Source organism: Streptomyces sp. NPDC029139, assembly GCF_055564335.1.
Map to the genome: position 1 here is coordinate 560,300 of NZ_JBVHWN010000004.1, position 16,779 is coordinate 577,078.

Sequence of the window (16,779 nt, forward strand, 5' to 3'; positions counted from 1 at the left end):
GCGCCCCACACCGGTCAGTGGTGGAAGGCGGTGGCGGCCGCCTTGTCACGGGTCGACGGGGCGGACTGGCGGCGCAGTTCGGGAAGGAGCTGGCCCAGGTCCTCGATCAGCAGGTCCGCGAGATCGGCCGAGAAGCCGTTGCGGCAGACCACCCGCAGCACGGAGAGGTCCTCCCGGTTGGCGGGGAAGGTGTAGGCGGGGACGAGCCAGCCCCGCTCGCGCAGCCGACGCGAGACGTCGAAGACGTCGAAGTGGGTGACGTCCTGCGCGGTGGTGAAGGCGAAGACGGGCAGCTGGTCGCCGCGGGTGATCAGTCGGAAGTCGCCCATCGCCTCGATCCGCTCGGCGATGCCGCGGGCGACGTCCCGGGCGGTCTGTTGGACCGCCCGGTAGCCCTCACGGCCCAGCCGCAGGAAGGTGTAGTACTGCGCCACGACCTGGGCGCCGGGCCGGGAGAAGTTGAGGGCGAACGTCGGCATGTCGCCGCCCAGGTAGTTGACCCGGAAGACCAGCTCCTCGGGGAGCTCGGCGGGTGAGCGCCACAGGGCCCAGCCGACCCCCGGGTAGACCAGCCCGTACTTGTGGCCCGAGGTGTTGATCGAGGAGACGCGGGGCAGCCGGAAGTCCCACACCAGGTCCTCGTCCACGAAGGGGGCGACCATCGCGCCGGAGGCCCCGTCCACGTGCAGCGGGATGTCGAGGCCGGTGCGCTCCTGCAGGGCGTCGAGGGCGGCGCAGACCTCGGCGACGGGCTCGTAGGAACCGTCGAACGTCGAGCCGAGGACGGCGACCACGCCGATGGTGTTCTCGTCGCACAGGTCGGCCGCCGCCTGCGGGTCCAGGTGGAAGCGCTCGCCCTCCATGGGCACGAGCCGGGCCTCGACCTCCCAGAAGTTGCAGAACTTCTCCCAGCAGACCTGGACGTTGACCCCCATCACCAGGTTCGGCCGCGCCCCGCCCGGGTACCGGTCGGCGTTCCGCCGGGCCCAGCGGCGCTTGAGGGCCATGCCGGCCAGCATGCACGCCTCGCTGGAGCCGGTGGTGGAGCACCCGACGGCGGCCGAGGGGTCCGGGGCGTTCCACAGGTCGGCGAGCATCGCCACGCACCGCCGCTCCAGCTCGGCGGTGCGCGGGTACTCGTCCTTGTCGATCATGTTCTTGTCGCGGCACTCCGCCATCAGGACGCGGGCCTGGGGCTCCATCCACGTGGTGACGAACGTGGCCAGGTTCAGCCGTGAGTTTCCGTCGAGCATCAGCTCGTCGTGGACGAGCTGATAGGCGCTCATGGGCGGCAGCGGTCCGTCGGGCAGGCGGTGGCGCGGCGGTGCTTCCGCCATCCCGCCGACGGGGTCGGCCGCGCCGTAGAACGGGTTGAGGGCGAGGCGCCGGTCGGGCTCGGGGTCGTCGGGACCCTTGTGCAGCGGCATGGGGACTCCTTCCGGGCGGGTCGTCTCAGCGCAGGGAGGCGCCGGACGGCTCCAGTTCGAGCTGGGGGCGGCCGGTGACGACCAGCCAGGCGGGCAGGGAGGCGAGACAGAGCAGGGCGATGATCGACGTCGAGGAGGCGAGGACGGCGGCGACGAAGAGGCTCACCCAGCCCTGCCGGGTGGTCGCGAGCAGGATGCCGAGCACGCCCGCCGAGACGGCGACCGCCGGGGGGATCTCGGGGACCAGGGCCTGGGCCATCAGGCCGAACGCGACGCCGATGAAGACGGCGGGGAAGATCCGGCCGCCCCGGAAACCGCACGAGGCGGCGACAACCAGCGCGACCAGCTTGACCGCGGCCATCTTCGCCAGGTCGCCGGAGGACCAGCCGCCGACGTTCGAGGTGAGCTGCTTGACCTCCTCCAGGCCCTTGAAGAGGGTGAGCGGCCCCCCGAGGGCGCCGAGCAGACCGAGGACGAGGCCCCCCAGCGGGAGCATCACCATCGGGTGGCGCAGCCGGCCGAAGGCGCGGTGGGCGTGGGGGAAGGCGTAGCAGCCGAGGAGGCCGAAGAGCGCGGCGAGGGTGGCGATCACCAGCGCGGCGAGGAGGTCGCCCCACCCCGGGTGGGTCACCGGCGGCAGCGACGTGTCGAAGCTCGGGTGGTCGAGCAGCCTGGTGGTCAGCGCCCCGGCCCCGGCGGCCGTCAGCGGAGCGAACAGCCGGTCCCACAGCGAGCCCTGTCCCGGGCGCTGCACCAGGGCCTCGGAGATGACCAGGGCGGCGGCCACGGGCGTGCCGAACAGGGCGCCGATGGTGGCGGAGGACGCGAGCGCCACCCAGGCCGCCGCCGGCGCCTGGGGGGCGGCCTTGCGGCCGAGCCAGTAGGCGAGCGCGATGTTGGCGGCGATGATCGGGTTCTCCGGGCCGAGGCTGACCCCGCCGGCCAGCGTGAGCATGCTCGCCACCAGCAGTCCGGGCACCACCCCGGGCGGGAGCGGGGAGCCGCCGAGCCCCATGGAGGCCGGATCCGGGCCGGCGTGCCCGTACACCTTCCAGACCACGAGCCCGACGGCGACGCCGGCCGCCGTGAGCATCAGGATCACCCAGAGCGAGGAGTACCGGCCGACGCCGAGCGCGTCCGGCAGGGTCGTCCACAGCACGTCCCGGAGCTGGTCGGCGGCCTTGCTGATCCCGACGTAGAGCAGGCTCGCCCCCACGCCGATCGCGAGGGCGGGCAGGACCTGGGGAAGCAGGACGTGGACGGGTGTGGGCGGGACGGATGTGGGCGGGGCGGGCGGAGCTGAGGGCGTATCAGGAGCCACGGACCTCACCATAAGGGCACAAAAGCCGCATAACGCTCCACGGTCCGGCGACGCGCGCCTCGCCGCCGACGGGGATGCGGGTCCCGGGGCGGGGATGCGGGCCCCGGGGGGCGGGCCACCGCCCCCGCACCCGGGACGGACCCGGATCCGGCACCACCCGCCGCCGCCGAGGGGGCTCAACTCCGGCGAGCGACCACCGCCGCCGTGCCGTACGCGCAGACCTCCGTCCCCACGTCCGCCGCCTCGGTCACGTCGAACCGGAACATCAGGACCGCGTTCGCGCCCCGCGCCCGCGCCTGCTCCACGAGCCGCTCCATCGCCTGGTTGCGGGTCTCCACCAGGGTCTTCGTCAGACCCTTCAGCTCCCCGCCGATCATCGACTTCAGCCCCGCGCCGATCTGGCTGCCCAGATGCCGCGAGCGCACCGTCAGCCCGAAGACCTCACCGATCACCTGCCGGACCTCGTAGCCGGGAATGTCGTTCGTCGTGACGACCAGCACGTCGGATTCCGGTCCCTGACCGCCTCCGTACTCTTCGATGCCCATACGCATCCACCTCCTGGCCCCCAGCCTCGGGCCGCCCGCCCCCGCCCGCATCCCGGAGGGGTCCGGAGGGAGCCCCCGGTGGAACCCCGGGCCGCGAGAAAGCGTTGATACTTTGGGGCAGCCGTCCCATGCCCCCCTCAACCGCAGGAGCCCGGAACCCGTGAATACGCTTGCCCTCGGACCGAGCTGGCTCGACCCGGACTATCTGATCCAGACCTTCGGTCTGATCGGCGTCCTCGTCATCGTCTTCGCCGAGTCCGGCCTGCTCATCGGGTTCTTCCTGCCCGGCGACTCGCTGCTCTTCACCACCGGCCTGCTGGTCACCACCGGCAAGCTGGACACCCCGCTCTGGCTCGTCTGCACCCTGATCGTGCTCGCCGCGATCATCGGCGACCAGGTCGGCTACCTCTTCGGCCGCAAGGTCGGCCCGGCCCTCTTCAAGCGCCCCGACTCCAAGCTGTTCAAGCAGGAGAACGTGGAGAAGGCGCACGAGTTCTTCGAGAAGCACGGCCCGAAGTCGCTGATCCTGGCCCGCTTCGTCCCGATCGTCCGGACGTTCACGCCGATCATCGCCGGCGTGAGCCGGATGAACTACCGCTCGTTCATCACGTTCAACGTCATCGGCGGCGTGCTGTGGGGCGCGGGCGTGACCCTGCTCGGCGCCTCCCTGGGCAAGATCGATTTCGTGCACCGGCACATCGAGGCCATCCTCATCCTGATCGTGGCGATCTCCGTGGTCCCGATCGTGATCGAGTACCTCCGCGCCCGCTCCCAGTCCAAGAAGGCCCGCGCCCAGGCCGACCACGACAGCCCCGACACCCCCACCGAGCGCGGCCGCCACGCCAAGCGCTAGACCGTGTCCGGAAAGTCCCGCCAGGGGGCGCCCCCTAGAAGCCCCGGGTCCGCTTCGCCGCGCGGCGGGCCGCCGCCGCGCCCGGGGCCTGCATGAAGAGCCGGGCCAGCTCGCCACCCAGGTTCACGCCGATCGCGATCGCCAGGGCCAGGGCCGCCGCCTTCGCCAAGGAGGCGAAGCCCTGGTCCAGGTTGTTCTGGGCGATCGCGAGCACACCGAAGTACGTCGCCGAACCCGGCAGCAGCGGCCCGATCGCCGCCGTCACATAGGGCAGGGACGACGTGTGGTGGTACCGGGCGATCAGCTGCCCGAACAGACCCACCAGGCCCGCCGCCACCGCCGTCGCCATCACCGTCGAGCCGTCCGCCGTCACCGCGATCGACGCGTAGATCACCCACGCCACCCCGCCGTTCAACGTCGCGAACAGCACCGTGTCCCGCGACTGCTGCAACAGGATCGCGAACGTCGCGCACAGCACCATCGACGCCAGGATCTGCACCACCGGCCGCTCGACCGTACTGATCGCACCGTCCGGACTGAGCTGCGCGTCGAACTGCACGGCCACGTACAGCACCGACAGCACCCCCACCACGATCGCCACGAAGAAGTACCCGACCTCCAGGAGCCGGGCCGAGGCCGTGATGTAGAAACCGGTCAGACCGTCCTGCACGGCCGCCACCAGCGCCCGCCCCGGGATCAGCGCGAACAGACCACCCGTGATCACCGCGGACGGCAGCAGGTCCGCGTGCAGCAGCGTCAGCAGCACACCCATCGCGGCCGGCGGCATCGCCGCCACCAGGAACTGGTAGAACTCCGGCAGCCCGCGCCCCGCGCACAGCCACGCCAGCCGGTCCCCGAGCACCGCGCCCAGCGCCGCCACGAAGAAGACCGTCGCCCCGCCGCCCAGCAGCACCGAGGCCGCGCCCGCCAGCACACCCGCCGCCGACGTCAGCACCCATCCGGGGTACGGATGCCGGTTGCGCCGTATCTCCGCCAGCCGCCGGTACGCCTCCTCCGGCGTGACCTCGTGCGCCTCGTCGTTGATGTCCGCGAGCAGCTGGTAGACCGCCTCCAGCCGCGTGTAGTCCGTGCCCCGGCGCCGCACCGTCCGGTTCGCCGTGATCGGATCGTCCACCAGCGACGGCTGGTACGTGATCGACAACAGCGTGAACGTCACGGTCGGCTCGCACCGGTCCAGACCGTACGAGCGGCAGATCGCGAACATCGCCGCCTCGACGTCCTCCGCGCCCTCGCCGCCCGCGAGCAGCAGCTCACCGATACGCAGGGTCAGGTCGAGCACACGGCCCACCGAGGGCCCCGCCTCGTCCTCCTTGCGCTGCGCCTCCGGCATCGGCCGGTCCCCCACCGGCAGCCGCAGCATGGTCCGCATCCGGTCCTGCCAGGGCGCGTCCTTCGACAGCCGCACCAGCGGAATCCCGTGCGCGGGAGTGAACGCCGGCGGCGCGTGCTTCGCGGAGTACGTGGACGGCGGAGCGAACGCCGAACCCTCCGGCTCGGCAGGCGGCTCCGGCGCCAGCCCCTCCGGAACGGCGAACTCGGAGGTCGGATGCTCCTCCTCCGGCACCACCGGCTGATCGACCCCCGGCGGCGGAACGAAGGCGCTGCGCGCCTCGTCCGACTGGGGCTTCCGGTCCTCCGGGCCGTCCGGCTCCGCGACCACTCTGTCCGTCCTCACTCCCATTCGCCTGTGTCTGCCCAGTATGGGCACGGGCACACGGCCTCACGCGAGACGGGCGGCGCCCCTCCGCAGAGGTGCACCGCCCGTCACGACGTCGAACGTGGGCCCACTCAGTGGGCGCCGCCCTGCGCCTCGAGGCGCTTGTAGGAGGCCTCGATCTCGGCCTCGGCCTCGGCGCGGCCGACCCAGTTGGCGCCCTCGACCGACTTGCCCGGCTCCAGGTCCTTGTAGACCTCGAAGAAGTGCTGGATCTCCAGGCGGTCGAACTCCGACACGTGGTGGATGTCGCGCAGGTGCTCGACGCGCGGGTCCGAGGCGGGGACGCACAGCAGCTTGTCGTCGCCGCCGGCCTCGTCCGTCATCCGGAACATGCCGATCGCGCGGCACTTGATCAGACAACCGGGGAAGGTCGGCTCGTCCAGGATGACCAGCGCGTCCAGCGGGTCACCGTCCTCGCCGAGGGTGTTCTCGACGAAGCCGTAGTCGGCCGGGTAGCTGGTCGAGGTGAAGAGGCGGCGGTCCAGGCGGATGCGACCGGTCTCGTGGTCGACCTCGTACTTGTTCCGCGACCCCTTCGGGATCTCGATGGTGACGTCGAACTCCACGGGTGGCTCCTCCTGAATCAACACATGTGAATGCCTGCGGCAACGCGCAGTGATTAAGTGTCCCTCACGCTTGTGTGTGATCGCGAAAGGGGCTGGTCAGCAATGCCGGAGCCGAGGACCTGGCAGCTCACGGCGGGTGCTGCCGTACTCGGTCTGGCCCTGGCCGCCGGAGCGGTGACCGCCGCCGGCCCGTGGGACACCGGTCAGCGTAAGGCCGAGCGGGCCCGGTCGGCCGCCACCGCTCCCACAGGTGGCGCACATCACGCGGGCGCCCAGCCCCCGGCCGGCCCGCCACGCCCCGTCCCCGCCCCCAGCGCCGCCGGAGTGCTCCGCGCCCTCGGCGCACCGGGCGGCACCCGCCCCGGCGACCTCGCCGCCACCCTCGTCCCCCTCCTCGCCGACCCCGGGCTCGGCACCCTCCGCACCGCCTCGGTCGTCGACGCGACCACGGGGGAGCAGCTGTACGGGGAGGGCGCCACGACCCCCATGACCCCCGCCTCCACCATCAAGATCGCCACCACGGCCGCCGCCCTCTCGGCCCTCGGCCCCGACCACCGCATCCCCACCACCGTCACCGCCTCACCGGACGGCCGCACGGTCACCCTCGTCGGCGGCGGCGACCCCACCCTCGACCGCACCCGCCTCAAGGCCCTGGCCGACACCACCGCCCGTGCCCTGAAGAGCCGCGGCGTCACCGCCGTACGGGTCACCTACGACACGAACCTCTACCAAGGACCCGCCCACCACCCCATCGGCGTGGACGAGAACATCGCCCCCGTCAGCGCCCTGATGCTCAACGCCGGCCGGCTCGACGACTCCGTCAGCGGCACCGCCACGCGCACCACCGACCCCGCCGGGGACACCGCCACCGCCTTCGCCGAACTCCTCACCGAGGCCGGCACGACGGTCCAGGGCGACCCCGCACCCGGCCGCGCCCCCCAGCCCGCCGACGGCGCGAAGACCGCCACACCCCTGGCCCGTACCGACTCGGCGCCGCTCTCCGCCCTCGTCGAACGCACCCTCACCCACAGCGACAACGACCTCGCCGAGGCCCTCGCCCGCCAGACCGCCCTCGCCCGCGAGCAGCCCGCGAGCTTCGCCGGCGCAGGCCGCGCCGTCCGGGCCGAGATCGCCGCCCTCGGCCTGCCCACCGCCGGAACCCGCTTCGCCGACGGCAGCGGCCTCTCCCGCGACAACCGCGTCACCGCCGCCCTCCTCACCGGCCTCCTCACCCGAGCGGCCGACCCCACCCGCCCCACCCTCCGCCCGGTCCTCACCGGGCTGCCCGTCGGCGGCTTCAGCGGCACCCTCAGGAGCCGCTTCGACACCGGCCCCGCCCTCGGAGGAGCGGGCCTCGTCCGCGCCAAGACAGGCACCCTGAGGGGCGTCAACACCCTCGCCGGAACCGTCGTCACCGCCGACGGCCGGCTCCTCGCCTTCGCCTTCCTCGCCGGCCGCACACCCTCCCCCTACACGGCCCAGCCCGCCCTCGACCGCCTCTCCGCCGCCCTCGCCCCTTAGGGGGCGTCCGCCAGGGCTGAACAGGTCCGAACCCTGACCGAACCAGCGCCGAGAACGTACGGTTGACGCATGACGAGCATCGGTGGTGCCGAGATGGTCGACTGGAATCTCGCGGTCGCGACCGCGACCCGCCTGGTGAGGCCGGGCCCTGAGGTGAGCCGCGAGGAGGCCCGCGAGGTCGTCGCCGAGCTACGCCGGCACGCCAAGGCCTCCGAGGAACACGTACGGGCCTTCACCCGGATGATCCCCGAGGGACACGAACCACGGGACACACCCGTCCTCGTCGTGGACCGCGCCGGCTGGATCAGGGCCAACGTCGCCGGCTTCCGCGAACTCCTCGCCCCCCTCCTCGACAAGATGCAGGAACGCCGCTCGAACACCCCCGGCGGCACCATGCTCGGCGCCGTCGGCGGCAAGGTCACCGGCGTCGAACTCGGCATGCTGCTGTCCTTCCTCGCCTCCCGCATCCTCGGCCAGTACGAGACCTTCGCCCCCGCCACCCGCGAACTCCCCGCCGGCGACAACGGCGGCGGACGTCTCCTCCTCGTCGCCCCCAACATCGTCCACGTCGAACGCGAACTCGCCGTCGACCCCCACGACTTCCGGCTCTGGGTCTGCCTCCACGAAGAGACCCACCGCACCCAGTTCACCGCCGTCCCCTGGCTGCGCGACCACCTCCAGGGCGAGATCCAGGCATTCCTCGGCGCCACCGAGGTCGACCCCTCCACCGTCGTCGAACGCCTGCGCGAAGCCGCCCAGGCCCTCGTCGGCGGCCGCCCCGAAGGCGAGGAGGGCGAACCCGCCCCCTCCCTCGTCGAACTCGTGCAGACCCCCGAACAACGCGAGATCCTCGGCCGCCTCACCGCCGTCATGTCCCTCCTCGAAGGCCACGCCGACTACGTCATGGACGGCGTCGGCCCCCAGGTCGTGCCCTCCGTCGCCGAGATCCGCGAGAAGTTCCAGCAGCGCCGCGCCAGCGGCGCCTCCCGCCTCGACCTCGCCCTGCGCAAACTCCTCGGCCTCGACGCCAAACTGCGCCAGTACCGCGACGGAGAACGCTTCGTCCGCGCCGTCGTCGACGAGACCGGCATGGACGGCTTCAACCGCGTCTGGACCTCCCCCAACACGCTCCCCACCAAGGCCGAGATCGCCAAACCGGCGGACTGGATCGCGAGGGTGCACCGTAAGGCAGACTCCTGAGACGGGTGCGGCGTACGACGGAAGAACACACCTCCCATCACCCATCCGAGGGACCCTAGGCAAAGGGTGGGGCGTGCAATGCTCGGGTAACGGCCAGGTTCTGTCACCATCGACGCACTCTGAGTGACCGAACCCCCTCTTCCGACCGTTAACACTCCGACCGAGGCACCCCACCCCATCACGAAGGGCACCGGACATGGGTCCCCATCCTGCGGTCGCGGCGATACGCCTGGCGGTCCGCCGCGTACTCCACGACGTCCTCACCGAGCACCAGACCGACTCCACCACCCCGCCCGACCGGCACCCCCTGGTGCTCGTCGCCTGCTCCGGCGGCGCCGACTCCATGGCGCTCGCCTCCGCACTCGCCTTCGAATCACGCAAACTCGCCGTCCACGCCGGCGGCATCACCGTCGACCACGGCCTCCAGCACGGCTCCGACCAGCGCGCCACCGAGGTCGCCGGCCGCATGGCCGCGCTCGGACTCGACCCCGTCGAAGCCGTGGCCGTCACCGTCGGCCGCGAGGGAGGACCCGAGGCCGCCGCCCGCGACGCCCGCTACGCCGCCCTCGACGCCGCCGCCGAACGCCACGGCGCCACCGCCGTCCTCCTCGGCCACACCCGCGACGACCAAGCGGAAACCGTCCTCCTCGGCCTCGCCCGCGGCTCCGGCATCCGCTCCCTCTCCGGCATGGCCGCCGTCTCCGGCACCTCCGGACGCTACCGACGCCCCTTCCTGGAGCTCGACCGGCAGACCGTCCGCAAGGCCTGCGTCGCCCAGGAACTGGCCGTCTGGGACGACCCCCACAACGCCGACCCCGCCTACACCCGCTCCCGCCTCCGCCACGAGGGCCTCCCCGCCCTCGAGAAGGCCCTCGGCAAAGGCGTCGTCGAAGCCCTCGCCCGGACGGCCCAGCTCTCCCGCGACGACGCCGACGCCCTCGACTCCTGGGCCGCCGACGTCGAAGCGCTCGTACGGGACGAGGCCGGCCGGCTCGAATGCGCCAAACTCTTCGGACTGCCGCCCGCCGTCCGCCGCCGCGTCCTGCGCCGCGCCATGATCGCCGAAGGCGCACCCGCCGGCTCCCTCTTCGCCCGCCACATCGAAGAGGTCGACCGGCTGATCACCGGCTGGCGCGGCCAAGGAGCCATCAATCTGCCCGGCCGCGTCGAGGCACGACGGCAGGGTGGCAGACTGGTCATTCGGCAAGGCTGACGCACGCTGCAACGAAAGTGACCCGGGTGAACGAGAAGGACATGGGCACCGACCTCAAGTCGGTGCTCATCACCAAGGAAGAGATCGACGCCAAGCTGGCCGAGCTGGCCGCGAAGATCGACGCGGAGTACGCGGGCAAGGACCTGCTCATCGTCGGCGTCCTCAAGGGTGCCGTGATGGTGATGGCGGACCTGGCGCGCGCGCTGTCCACTCCCGTCACCATGGACTGGATGGCCGTCTCCTCCTACGGCGCCGGCACCCAGTCCTCCGGCGTCGTCCGGATCCTCAAGGACCTGGACACCGACATCAAGGGCAAGCACGTCCTGATCGTCGAGGACATCATCGACTCCGGCCTCACGCTGTCCTGGCTGCTCTCCAACCTCGGCTCGCGCGAACCGGCCTCCCTCGAGGTCTGCACCCTCCTGCGCAAGCCCGACGCCGCCAAGGTCGCGATCGACGTGAAGTGGATCGGATTCGACATCCCCAACGAGTTCGTCGTCGGCTACGGCCTCGACTACGCCGAGAAGTACCGCAACCTCCCCTTCGTCGGCACACTCGCGCCGCACGTCTACGGAGGCTGACGCCCGGGAACCCGTACCGCCCTCCCGCCGTTGGAGCAAGGGAAGGCGGTCACGGGTCACCTGGCTGAGGTACCGTCCGAAGAACAGCTTTTTCTCATAGCAGCTCTCACAGCAGCATTTACCTACGGGCAGGAGGGACGGAGCGTTCTCGCTCCGTATGGATGGACGTGAAGCGATACTTCCGTGGGCCGGTCATGTGGATCGTGCTGGCCGTCCTCGCCGTGGTCGTGCTGATGCAGGTCGTCGGCTCGTCCGAGGGCTACAAGACGGTGGACACCAGCAAGGTCGTCCAGGCGATCACTGACAAGCAGGCCAACCAGGTCAAGCTGACGACCGGCGACGAGCAGGTCATCAAGGTCGAACTCAAGAAGGACGCCGACAAGAACAAGTACGGCGGCAGCACCAAGATCCAGGCCAGCTACATCGGTGACCAGGGCGCCAACCTGACCACCACGCTCCAGCAGCAGTCCGCCTCCGGCGACCTCGACAAGGGCTACACCGTCTCACCCGAGCGGCAGAGCCCCTTCCTGTCGGTGCTGCTCTCGCTGCTGCCCTTCGTCCTCATCGTGGTCGTCTTCCTGTTCCTGATGAACCAGATGCAGGGCGGCGGCTCCCGAGTCATGAACTTCGGGAAGTCCAAGGCCAAGCTGATCACCAAGGACACCCCGAAGACCACCTTCGCCGACGTGGCCGGATCGGACGAGGCCGTCGAGGAACTCCACGAGATCAAGGAATTCCTCCAGGAACCGGCGAAGTTCCAGGCCGTCGGCGCCAAGATCCCCAAGGGCGTGCTGCTCTACGGCCCGCCCGGAACCGGCAAGACCCTCCTCGCACGCGCCGTCGCGGGCGAGGCCGGCGTGCCCTTCTACTCGATCTCCGGCTCCGACTTCGTCGAGATGTTCGTCGGTGTCGGCGCCTCCCGTGTCCGCGACCTCTTCGAGCAGGCCAAGGCGAACGCCCCGGCGATCGTCTTCGTCGACGAGATCGACGCCGTCGGACGCCACCGCGGCGCCGGCCTCGGCGGCGGCCACGACGAGCGCGAGCAGACCCTCAACCAGCTCCTCGTCGAGATGGACGGCTTCGACGTAAAGGGCGGCGTCATCCTGATCGCCGCCACCAACCGGCCCGACATCCTCGACCCGGCGCTCCTGCGCCCCGGCCGCTTCGACCGGCAGATCGCCGTCGACCGCCCGGACATGCAGGGCCGCCTCGAGATCCTCAAGGTCCACCAGAAGGGCAAGCCGGTCGCCCCGGACGTCGACCTCGGCGCCGTCGCCCGTCGCACCCCCGGCTTCACCGGTGCCGATCTCTCCAACGTCCTGAACGAGGCGGCGCTCCTCACCGCCCGCTCGGACAAGAAGCTGATCGACAACCACTCCCTGGACGAGGCGATCGACCGCGTGGTCGCGGGCCCGCAGAAGCGGACCCGGATCATGTCGGACAAGGAGAAGAAGATCACCGCGTACCACGAAGGCGGACACGCCCTCGTCGCGGCGGCCTCACCGAACTCCGACCCGGTCCACAAGATCACCATCCTGTCCCGCGGCCGGGCCCTCGGCTACACGATGGTGCTCCCGGACGAGGACAAGTACTCGACCACGCGCAACGAGATGCTCGACCAGCTCGCGTACATGCTGGGCGGACGCGCGGCCGAGGAACTGGTCTTCCACGACCCGACCACGGGCGCCGCGAACGACATCGAGAAGGCCACGGCCACCGCACGCGCCATGGTCACGCAGTACGGCATGACCGAGCGGCTCGGCGCGATCAAGTTCGGTGGCGACAACACCGAACCGTTCCTCGGCCGCGAGATGGCGCACCAGCGCGACTACTCGGAAGAGGTCGCCGCGCTGGTCGACGAAGAGGTCAAGAAGCTCATCGAGACCGCGCACAACGAGGCGTGGGAGATCCTCGTCGAGAACCGCGACGTCCTCGACAACCTCGTCCTGCAGCTCCTCGAGAAGGAGACGCTGGGCAAGGAGGAGATCGCCGAGATCTTCGCCCCGATCGTCAAGCGCCCGGCCCGCCCGGCCTGGACCGGCTCCTCCCGCCGCACGCCCTCGACCCGCCCGCCGGTGCTCTCCCCCAAGGAGCTCGCACTGACGAACGGCGCGAACGGCAGCGCGACGGTGGACACCACCAAGACGCCGGCCACCGGCATCGAGGTGGCTCCGGAGGACGCCCCGGAGGCCTGACCTCCGCACCCGGAATGGATGCCGCGCCTCCACAGGTTCTAGCCTGTGGGGGCGCGGCATTTTTCGCGCCATGTGAGTCAGACGGAACGAGGCACAGATGACCGACCCGGTGACGCTGGACGGCGAGGGCACGATCGGCGTATTCGACGAGAAGCGCGCCGAGAACGCCGTACGAGAGCTCCTCATCGCGGTCGGCGAGGACCCGGACCGCGAGGGGCTCAGGGAGACGCCGGCGCGCGTTGCGCGGGCGTACAAGGAGCTGTTCGCCGGGCTGTGGCAGAAGCCCGAGGATGTCCTGACGACGACGTTCGACCTGGGGCACGACGAGCTGGTCCTTGTGAAGGACATCGAATTGACCGCGACCTGTGAACATCATTTGCTGCCATTCCATGGCGTAGCTCACATTGGTTACATTCCGGCTGAAACGGGCAAGATCACGGGCCTGTCCAAGCTGGCGCGTCTCGTCGACGTCTTCGCCCGCCGTCCGCAGGTGCAGGAGCGTCTGACGACGCAGATCGCCGACTCGCTCATGGAAATCCTTGAGGCCCGTGGCGCGATCGTCGTGATCGAGGCCGAGCACATGTGCATGTCGTTGCGTGGCATCCGTAAGCCGGGCGCGAAGACGACGACCTCGGCGGTACGTGGCCAACTGCGTGACGCTACTACACGAGCCGAGGCCATGTCCCTGATATTGGCCCGTTAGTAGCGAGCTGTCCGCCTTGCTCCATACCGTCCCCGATCAGCGGAGCTGATCGCTGATCAAGGGGAATCGGTATGGGGTACGGGCTTTCCAGCAAGATGCTGGTGAACCGGGTGGGCGGCTGGGCTCAGGCGAAGAACGTGGTTCGGGGCAGCGCCCTCTGGACGCTGGACGGCGACCGGACAGTGCAGACGATGGTCGCGGGCGTGACGGCGGTGAAGGGGCGCGATGCCGTCGAGGTGGTCACGGACCGTACGGCCTTCGTGGCGAGCCCCGACCTGCTGCCGGCCGCGCCGGACGGCTGGACGCACGCGGAGGACGCGGCCGGGGAGACGATCGCCTGGACGCCGGCGCGGAAACCGCGCCGGGAGCGGCTGACCATCAGGCCGGGGTACGCATTCGGCTACTTCGTGGGTGCCACGTGCGCCGACGGCACGGTCGGCAAGAACTACGTGTCGCTGGTCGTGAACGAGGAGGGCTTCGCCGCCCGCTACGCGGCAGCCCTGACGGCCTGCACGGGGCTTCCGGCGCGACTGGAGGCGGTCAGTCGGCCGTCCGGGTACCTGAAGCGGGACCTGGCCGGCTTCCGGGTCCGTGTGGTCTCTTCGTACCTCGCCGACGCGGTGAGGCACTACGTCGGCGGGGACGCCCACCACATGCGGCAGCGCTTCCCGCGGGTGGTGCTTCGTGACATCGATACGTTCAGCGGGTTCCTCGACGGATACGTCGAAGGCGATGGCCACCGGGCCAAGCATTGGCACGCGCGCATGATCGCGAGCGCCAATGTTCCGTTCCTGGCTGAGATCGCTCCGGAGTGGGCACCTCGTGCGTGAGCCCTGGTAGTCCGGTGCTGTCAGTGCGGCTGGTTAGCCTGCGGTCATGATCGAGACGACCGGCGACGACCGCCGTTTTCCGCCCGCGCTCGCCGAGGTGGCCCGTGTGGAGTTCGCGTACGAGGAGGGCGAGGGCGTCGACTTCGAGCCGTACGACGCCTTCGAGACCGCCGAGGAGACCTCCGACTGGCTGCGGCACTGGACGGGGAACCACGAGCTCGACGGAGGGGCGTACCGGATCTTCGGGCAGGACGGGACCGGGGGGCTTGCCGCGCTCTGGTGTGTGAGGCCGGGGCGGCCGCTCGTCGAGCAGCCCGTGGTGTTCCTCGGGTCCGAGGGTGAGCGCGGAGTGGTCGCCGGGAACCTGTCCGACTTCCTCTGGGTGCTGGCCGACGGCTTCGGGCCGATGGAGGCCGCGCTGTACGTGGAGGGTGAGAGACGTCCGAACCCCGCCCTGGGCGCGCTCGCGGCGCGGTACGCCACCACTCCGCGCCGGACCGCGCAGGCGATCGTCGCGGAGGCTCAGGCCGAGTTCGCGTCGTTCTCCGATGACATCGACGCGCTCTGCCGCTGAGCCTCAGGCGACCGGGGCCGTGCCCTTGCCGTTGGCGTCGTTGTCGTCCTCGGGGAGTTTGCAGACGTGCTCCAGGAAGAGGGCCGCCGCGATCACGCCGATGCCCGCCAGGACCGAGAAGCCGGCGTAGATCGCCTGGTCGCGGCGGGCCGGGATGTCCAGGGAGCCGAGGAGGAAGACGCCGACGCCGCCGTACATGCCGGCGACGAGGGCGGCGACCAGGGCGCTGGCCTGGCCGAAGACCACGGCTCGGGCCGCCATCAGGGGTTCGACGCCCTTGGCGCCGGGGCGGCGCTCGCGCTGGGCCTTCAGGCGGGAGCGGAGGGAGAGGGCCGTGGCCGCGAGGACGACCGCGATCGCCGCGAGGACGATCGGCGCGGCCAGCGGCACGCTCGGCAGGGATCCCACCGCGTCCCAGAGGCGTGCGCCGCCCCAGGACAGGATTCCGGCCACGATGAACAGTCCGGCGAGAACCTTGAGCCGCAGTTGTTTCACCGGGTGTCCTTCGTGTCGTCGCGGGGGCTGTGTCCCACGAGCGTAACGACTACTCGGGCAGACGGAGTTCCAGGTCGGCGCGCGGCACGACGCCGGCGTTGCCGAGCATCGCCAGCAGGTCGGCGACGGGGCCGTGTCCGGGGAGCTGGGCCGCGGGGTCCACGTCGTGCCAGGGGGCGAGGACGAAGGCGCGCTGGTGGGCGCGGGGGTGGGGGAGCGTGAGGACGGGGTCGTCGGAGACGACTTCGGCGTACGCGACGATGTCGACGTCGATGGTGCGTGCGCCCCAGCGCTCCTCGCGGACCCGGTGGAAGGCTTCTTCGACGGCGTGGGCGCGCTCCAGGAGGGAGCTGGGGGGCAGGGTCGTCTTCACGAGGGCGACGGCGTTGAGGTACGAGGGCTGGGAGCCGGGCTCGACGCCCCAGGGTTCCGTCTCGTAGACGGGGGAGACGGCCTTCACCCGGAGTCCGGGGGTGTCCTCCAGGGCGTCGACGGCGCCCTGGAGGGTCTCCAGGCGGTTGCCGAGGTTGGCGCCCAGGGCGATGACGGCCCATTTGGGGTTGGAGAGGGTGATGTCGGCGGCGTCGACGGTCTCGACGACGGAGGCGGGTACGGGCTGCACGGTGGGGTCGCTGTGCGTGCTTTTCATACTCGGCTCCGGGTGATGGTGATGGTGACGTCGTCGAAGGGGACCGTGATCGGCGCGTCCGGCTTGTGGACGACGACCTCGACCTCCTGGACGCCGGCGTGCTTGAGGCACTGCTGGGCGATGCGCTCGGCGAGCGTCTCGATCAGGTCCACCGGCTCGCCCTGGACGACGTCGACGACTTCCTCGGCGACGACGCCGTAGTGCACGGTCTTCGTCAGGTCGTCGTCGGCGGCCGCGGGGCGGGTGTCGAGGCCGAGGACGAGGTCCACGATGAAGGTCTGGCCTTCTTCGCGTTCCTTGGGGAAGACGCCGTGGTGTCCTCGGGCCTTGAGGCCGCGCAGCGCGACACGATCCACGCGAATCACTCC

Annotated in this window: 17 protein-coding genes; 9 read left to right on the top strand and 8 right to left on the bottom strand. The window is 70.9% G+C overall.

The annotated features are described in order from the left end of the window. Nucleotides 1-14 precede the first annotated feature (14 nt). The 3 genes from ACZ4VW_RS13675 to ACZ4VW_RS13685 all read right to left on the bottom strand — a co-directional run bounded on the left by ACZ4VW_RS13675 (nucleotide 15) and on the right by ACZ4VW_RS13685 (nucleotide 3,293). Entirely contained in the window at nucleotides 15-1,427 is a 1,413-nt protein-coding gene (locus ACZ4VW_RS13675) for a glutamate decarboxylase (protein ID WP_467961724.1), read from the bottom strand. Between the two features lie 25 nt (nucleotides 1,428-1,452). Next, complete coding sequence (locus ACZ4VW_RS13680; RefSeq protein WP_467961726.1) at nucleotides 1,453-2,748, bottom strand: ion channel protein; 1,296 nt, start codon at nucleotides 2,746-2,748, stop codon at nucleotides 1,453-1,455. Nucleotides 2,749-2,924: 176 nt separating this feature from the next. Further along, complete coding sequence (locus ACZ4VW_RS13685; RefSeq protein WP_467961728.1) at nucleotides 2,925-3,293, bottom strand: YbjQ family protein; 369 nt, start codon at nucleotides 3,291-3,293, stop codon at nucleotides 2,925-2,927. Between the two features lie 160 nt (nucleotides 3,294-3,453). On the opposite strand from ACZ4VW_RS13685, the gene ACZ4VW_RS13690 reads away from it, so the two are divergent. Then, a complete protein-coding gene (locus tag ACZ4VW_RS13690) occupies nucleotides 3,454-4,146 on the top strand; it encodes a DedA family protein (protein WP_467961730.1) in 693 nt (230 codons plus the stop codon). A 34-nt stretch (nucleotides 4,147-4,180) separates the two neighbouring features. Here ACZ4VW_RS13690 and ACZ4VW_RS13695 read toward each other — a convergent pair whose 3' ends face one another. Together ACZ4VW_RS13695 and ACZ4VW_RS13700 are read right to left on the bottom strand one after the other, a co-directional pair. Next, nucleotides 4,181-5,827: a threonine/serine exporter family protein gene (locus tag ACZ4VW_RS13695; RefSeq protein ID WP_467961900.1), complete on the bottom strand. Its 1,647-nt coding sequence runs from the start codon at nucleotides 5,825-5,827 to the stop codon at nucleotides 4,181-4,183. Between the two features lie 128 nt (nucleotides 5,828-5,955). Further along, entirely contained in the window at nucleotides 5,956-6,450 is a 495-nt protein-coding gene (locus ACZ4VW_RS13700; RefSeq protein ID WP_019888410.1) for an inorganic diphosphatase, read from the bottom strand. Between the two features lie 102 nt (nucleotides 6,451-6,552). On the opposite strand from ACZ4VW_RS13700, the gene dacB reads away from it, so the two are divergent. The 8 genes from dacB (at nucleotide 6,553) to ACZ4VW_RS13740 (ending at nucleotide 15,267) form a co-directional block, all read left to right on the top strand. Further along, nucleotides 6,553-7,971: a D-alanyl-D-alanine carboxypeptidase/D-alanyl-D-alanine endopeptidase gene (gene dacB / locus ACZ4VW_RS13705; protein ID WP_467961732.1), complete on the top strand. Its 1,419-nt coding sequence runs from the start codon at nucleotides 6,553-6,555 to the stop codon at nucleotides 7,969-7,971. A gap of 69 nt (nucleotides 7,972-8,040) precedes the next feature. Next, nucleotides 8,041-9,171: a zinc-dependent metalloprotease gene (locus ACZ4VW_RS13710; RefSeq protein WP_467961734.1), complete on the top strand. Its 1,131-nt coding sequence runs from the start codon at nucleotides 8,041-8,043 to the stop codon at nucleotides 9,169-9,171. Between the two features lie 196 nt (nucleotides 9,172-9,367). After that, nucleotides 9,368-10,384: a tRNA lysidine(34) synthetase TilS gene (gene tilS, locus ACZ4VW_RS13715; RefSeq protein ID WP_467961736.1), complete on the top strand. Its 1,017-nt coding sequence runs from the start codon at nucleotides 9,368-9,370 to the stop codon at nucleotides 10,382-10,384. 41 nt (nucleotides 10,385-10,425) lie between these two features. Further along, entirely contained in the window at nucleotides 10,426-10,965 is a 540-nt protein-coding gene (gene hpt / locus ACZ4VW_RS13720; RefSeq protein WP_132917781.1) for a hypoxanthine phosphoribosyltransferase, read from the top strand. Nucleotides 10,966-11,126: 161 nt separating this feature from the next. Then, on the top strand, nucleotides 11,127-13,160 hold the full coding sequence (gene ftsH, locus ACZ4VW_RS13725) for an ATP-dependent zinc metalloprotease FtsH (protein ID WP_467961738.1): 2,034 nt from the start codon (nucleotides 11,127-11,129) through the stop codon (nucleotides 13,158-13,160). A 97-nt stretch (nucleotides 13,161-13,257) separates the two neighbouring features. Further along, nucleotides 13,258-13,863 (top strand): GTP cyclohydrolase I FolE, encoded by a 606-nt coding sequence (folE, locus tag ACZ4VW_RS13730; protein WP_467961740.1) that lies wholly within the window; start codon nucleotides 13,258-13,260, stop codon nucleotides 13,861-13,863. 71 nt (nucleotides 13,864-13,934) lie between these two features. Beyond that, nucleotides 13,935-14,693, top strand: coding sequence for a hypothetical protein (locus ACZ4VW_RS13735; RefSeq protein ID WP_467961742.1), 759 nt, complete (start codon nucleotides 13,935-13,937; stop codon nucleotides 14,691-14,693). 46 nt (nucleotides 14,694-14,739) lie between these two features. Beyond that, nucleotides 14,740-15,267, top strand: coding sequence for an SMI1/KNR4 family protein (locus ACZ4VW_RS13740; RefSeq protein ID WP_467961744.1), 528 nt, complete (start codon nucleotides 14,740-14,742; stop codon nucleotides 15,265-15,267). Between the two features lie 3 nt (nucleotides 15,268-15,270). Here the strand turns inward: ACZ4VW_RS13740 and ACZ4VW_RS13745 are convergent, their stop codons facing one another. The 3 genes from ACZ4VW_RS13745 to folB are packed head-to-tail and all read right to left on the bottom strand — an operon-like array spanning nucleotide 15,271 to nucleotide 16,767. Continuing rightward, complete coding sequence (locus ACZ4VW_RS13745; RefSeq protein ID WP_467961746.1) at nucleotides 15,271-15,762, bottom strand: DUF3180 domain-containing protein; 492 nt, start codon at nucleotides 15,760-15,762, stop codon at nucleotides 15,271-15,273. Between the two features lie 49 nt (nucleotides 15,763-15,811). Then, nucleotides 15,812-16,411, bottom strand: a complete 600-nt coding sequence (gene folK, locus ACZ4VW_RS13750) for a 2-amino-4-hydroxy-6-hydroxymethyldihydropteridine diphosphokinase (protein ID WP_467961748.1) — start codon at nucleotides 16,409-16,411, stop codon at nucleotides 15,812-15,814. Further along, nucleotides 16,408-16,767 carry a dihydroneopterin aldolase gene (gene folB, locus ACZ4VW_RS13755; RefSeq protein WP_158988273.1) on the bottom strand — a complete coding sequence of 120 codons (360 nt, stop codon included), beginning with the start codon at nucleotides 16,765-16,767 and terminating at the stop codon, nucleotides 16,408-16,410. Before folB ends, folK begins: the two co-directional genes overlap by 4 nt. Nucleotides 16,768-16,779 lie beyond the last annotated feature (12 nt).

Excerpts from the sequence above, each read along its gene's own strand:
- ACZ4VW_RS13675 (WP_467961724.1), bottom strand. The coding sequence starts at position 1,427 with ATGCCGCTGCACAAGGGTCCCGACGACCCCGAGCCCGACCGGCGCCTC.
- ACZ4VW_RS13685 (WP_467961728.1), bottom strand. The coding sequence starts at position 3,293 with ATGGGCATCGAAGAGTACGGAGGCGGTCAGGGACCGGAATCCGACGTG.
- dacB (WP_467961732.1), top strand. The coding sequence starts at position 6,553 with ATGCCGGAGCCGAGGACCTGGCAGCTCACGGCGGGTGCTGCCGTACTC.
- ACZ4VW_RS13710 (WP_467961734.1), top strand. The coding sequence starts at position 8,041 with ATGACGAGCATCGGTGGTGCCGAGATGGTCGACTGGAATCTCGCGGTC.
- tilS (WP_467961736.1), top strand. The coding sequence starts at position 9,368 with ATGGGTCCCCATCCTGCGGTCGCGGCGATACGCCTGGCGGTCCGCCGC.
- hpt (WP_132917781.1), top strand. The coding sequence starts at position 10,426 with ATGGGCACCGACCTCAAGTCGGTGCTCATCACCAAGGAAGAGATCGAC.
- ftsH (WP_467961738.1), top strand. The coding sequence starts at position 11,127 with ATGGACGTGAAGCGATACTTCCGTGGGCCGGTCATGTGGATCGTGCTG.
- folE (WP_467961740.1), top strand. The coding sequence starts at position 13,258 with ATGACCGACCCGGTGACGCTGGACGGCGAGGGCACGATCGGCGTATTC.
- ACZ4VW_RS13735 (WP_467961742.1), top strand. The coding sequence starts at position 13,935 with ATGGGGTACGGGCTTTCCAGCAAGATGCTGGTGAACCGGGTGGGCGGC.
- ACZ4VW_RS13740 (WP_467961744.1), top strand. The coding sequence starts at position 14,740 with ATGATCGAGACGACCGGCGACGACCGCCGTTTTCCGCCCGCGCTCGCC.
- folK (WP_467961748.1), bottom strand. The coding sequence starts at position 16,411 with ATGAAAAGCACGCACAGCGACCCCACCGTGCAGCCCGTACCCGCCTCC.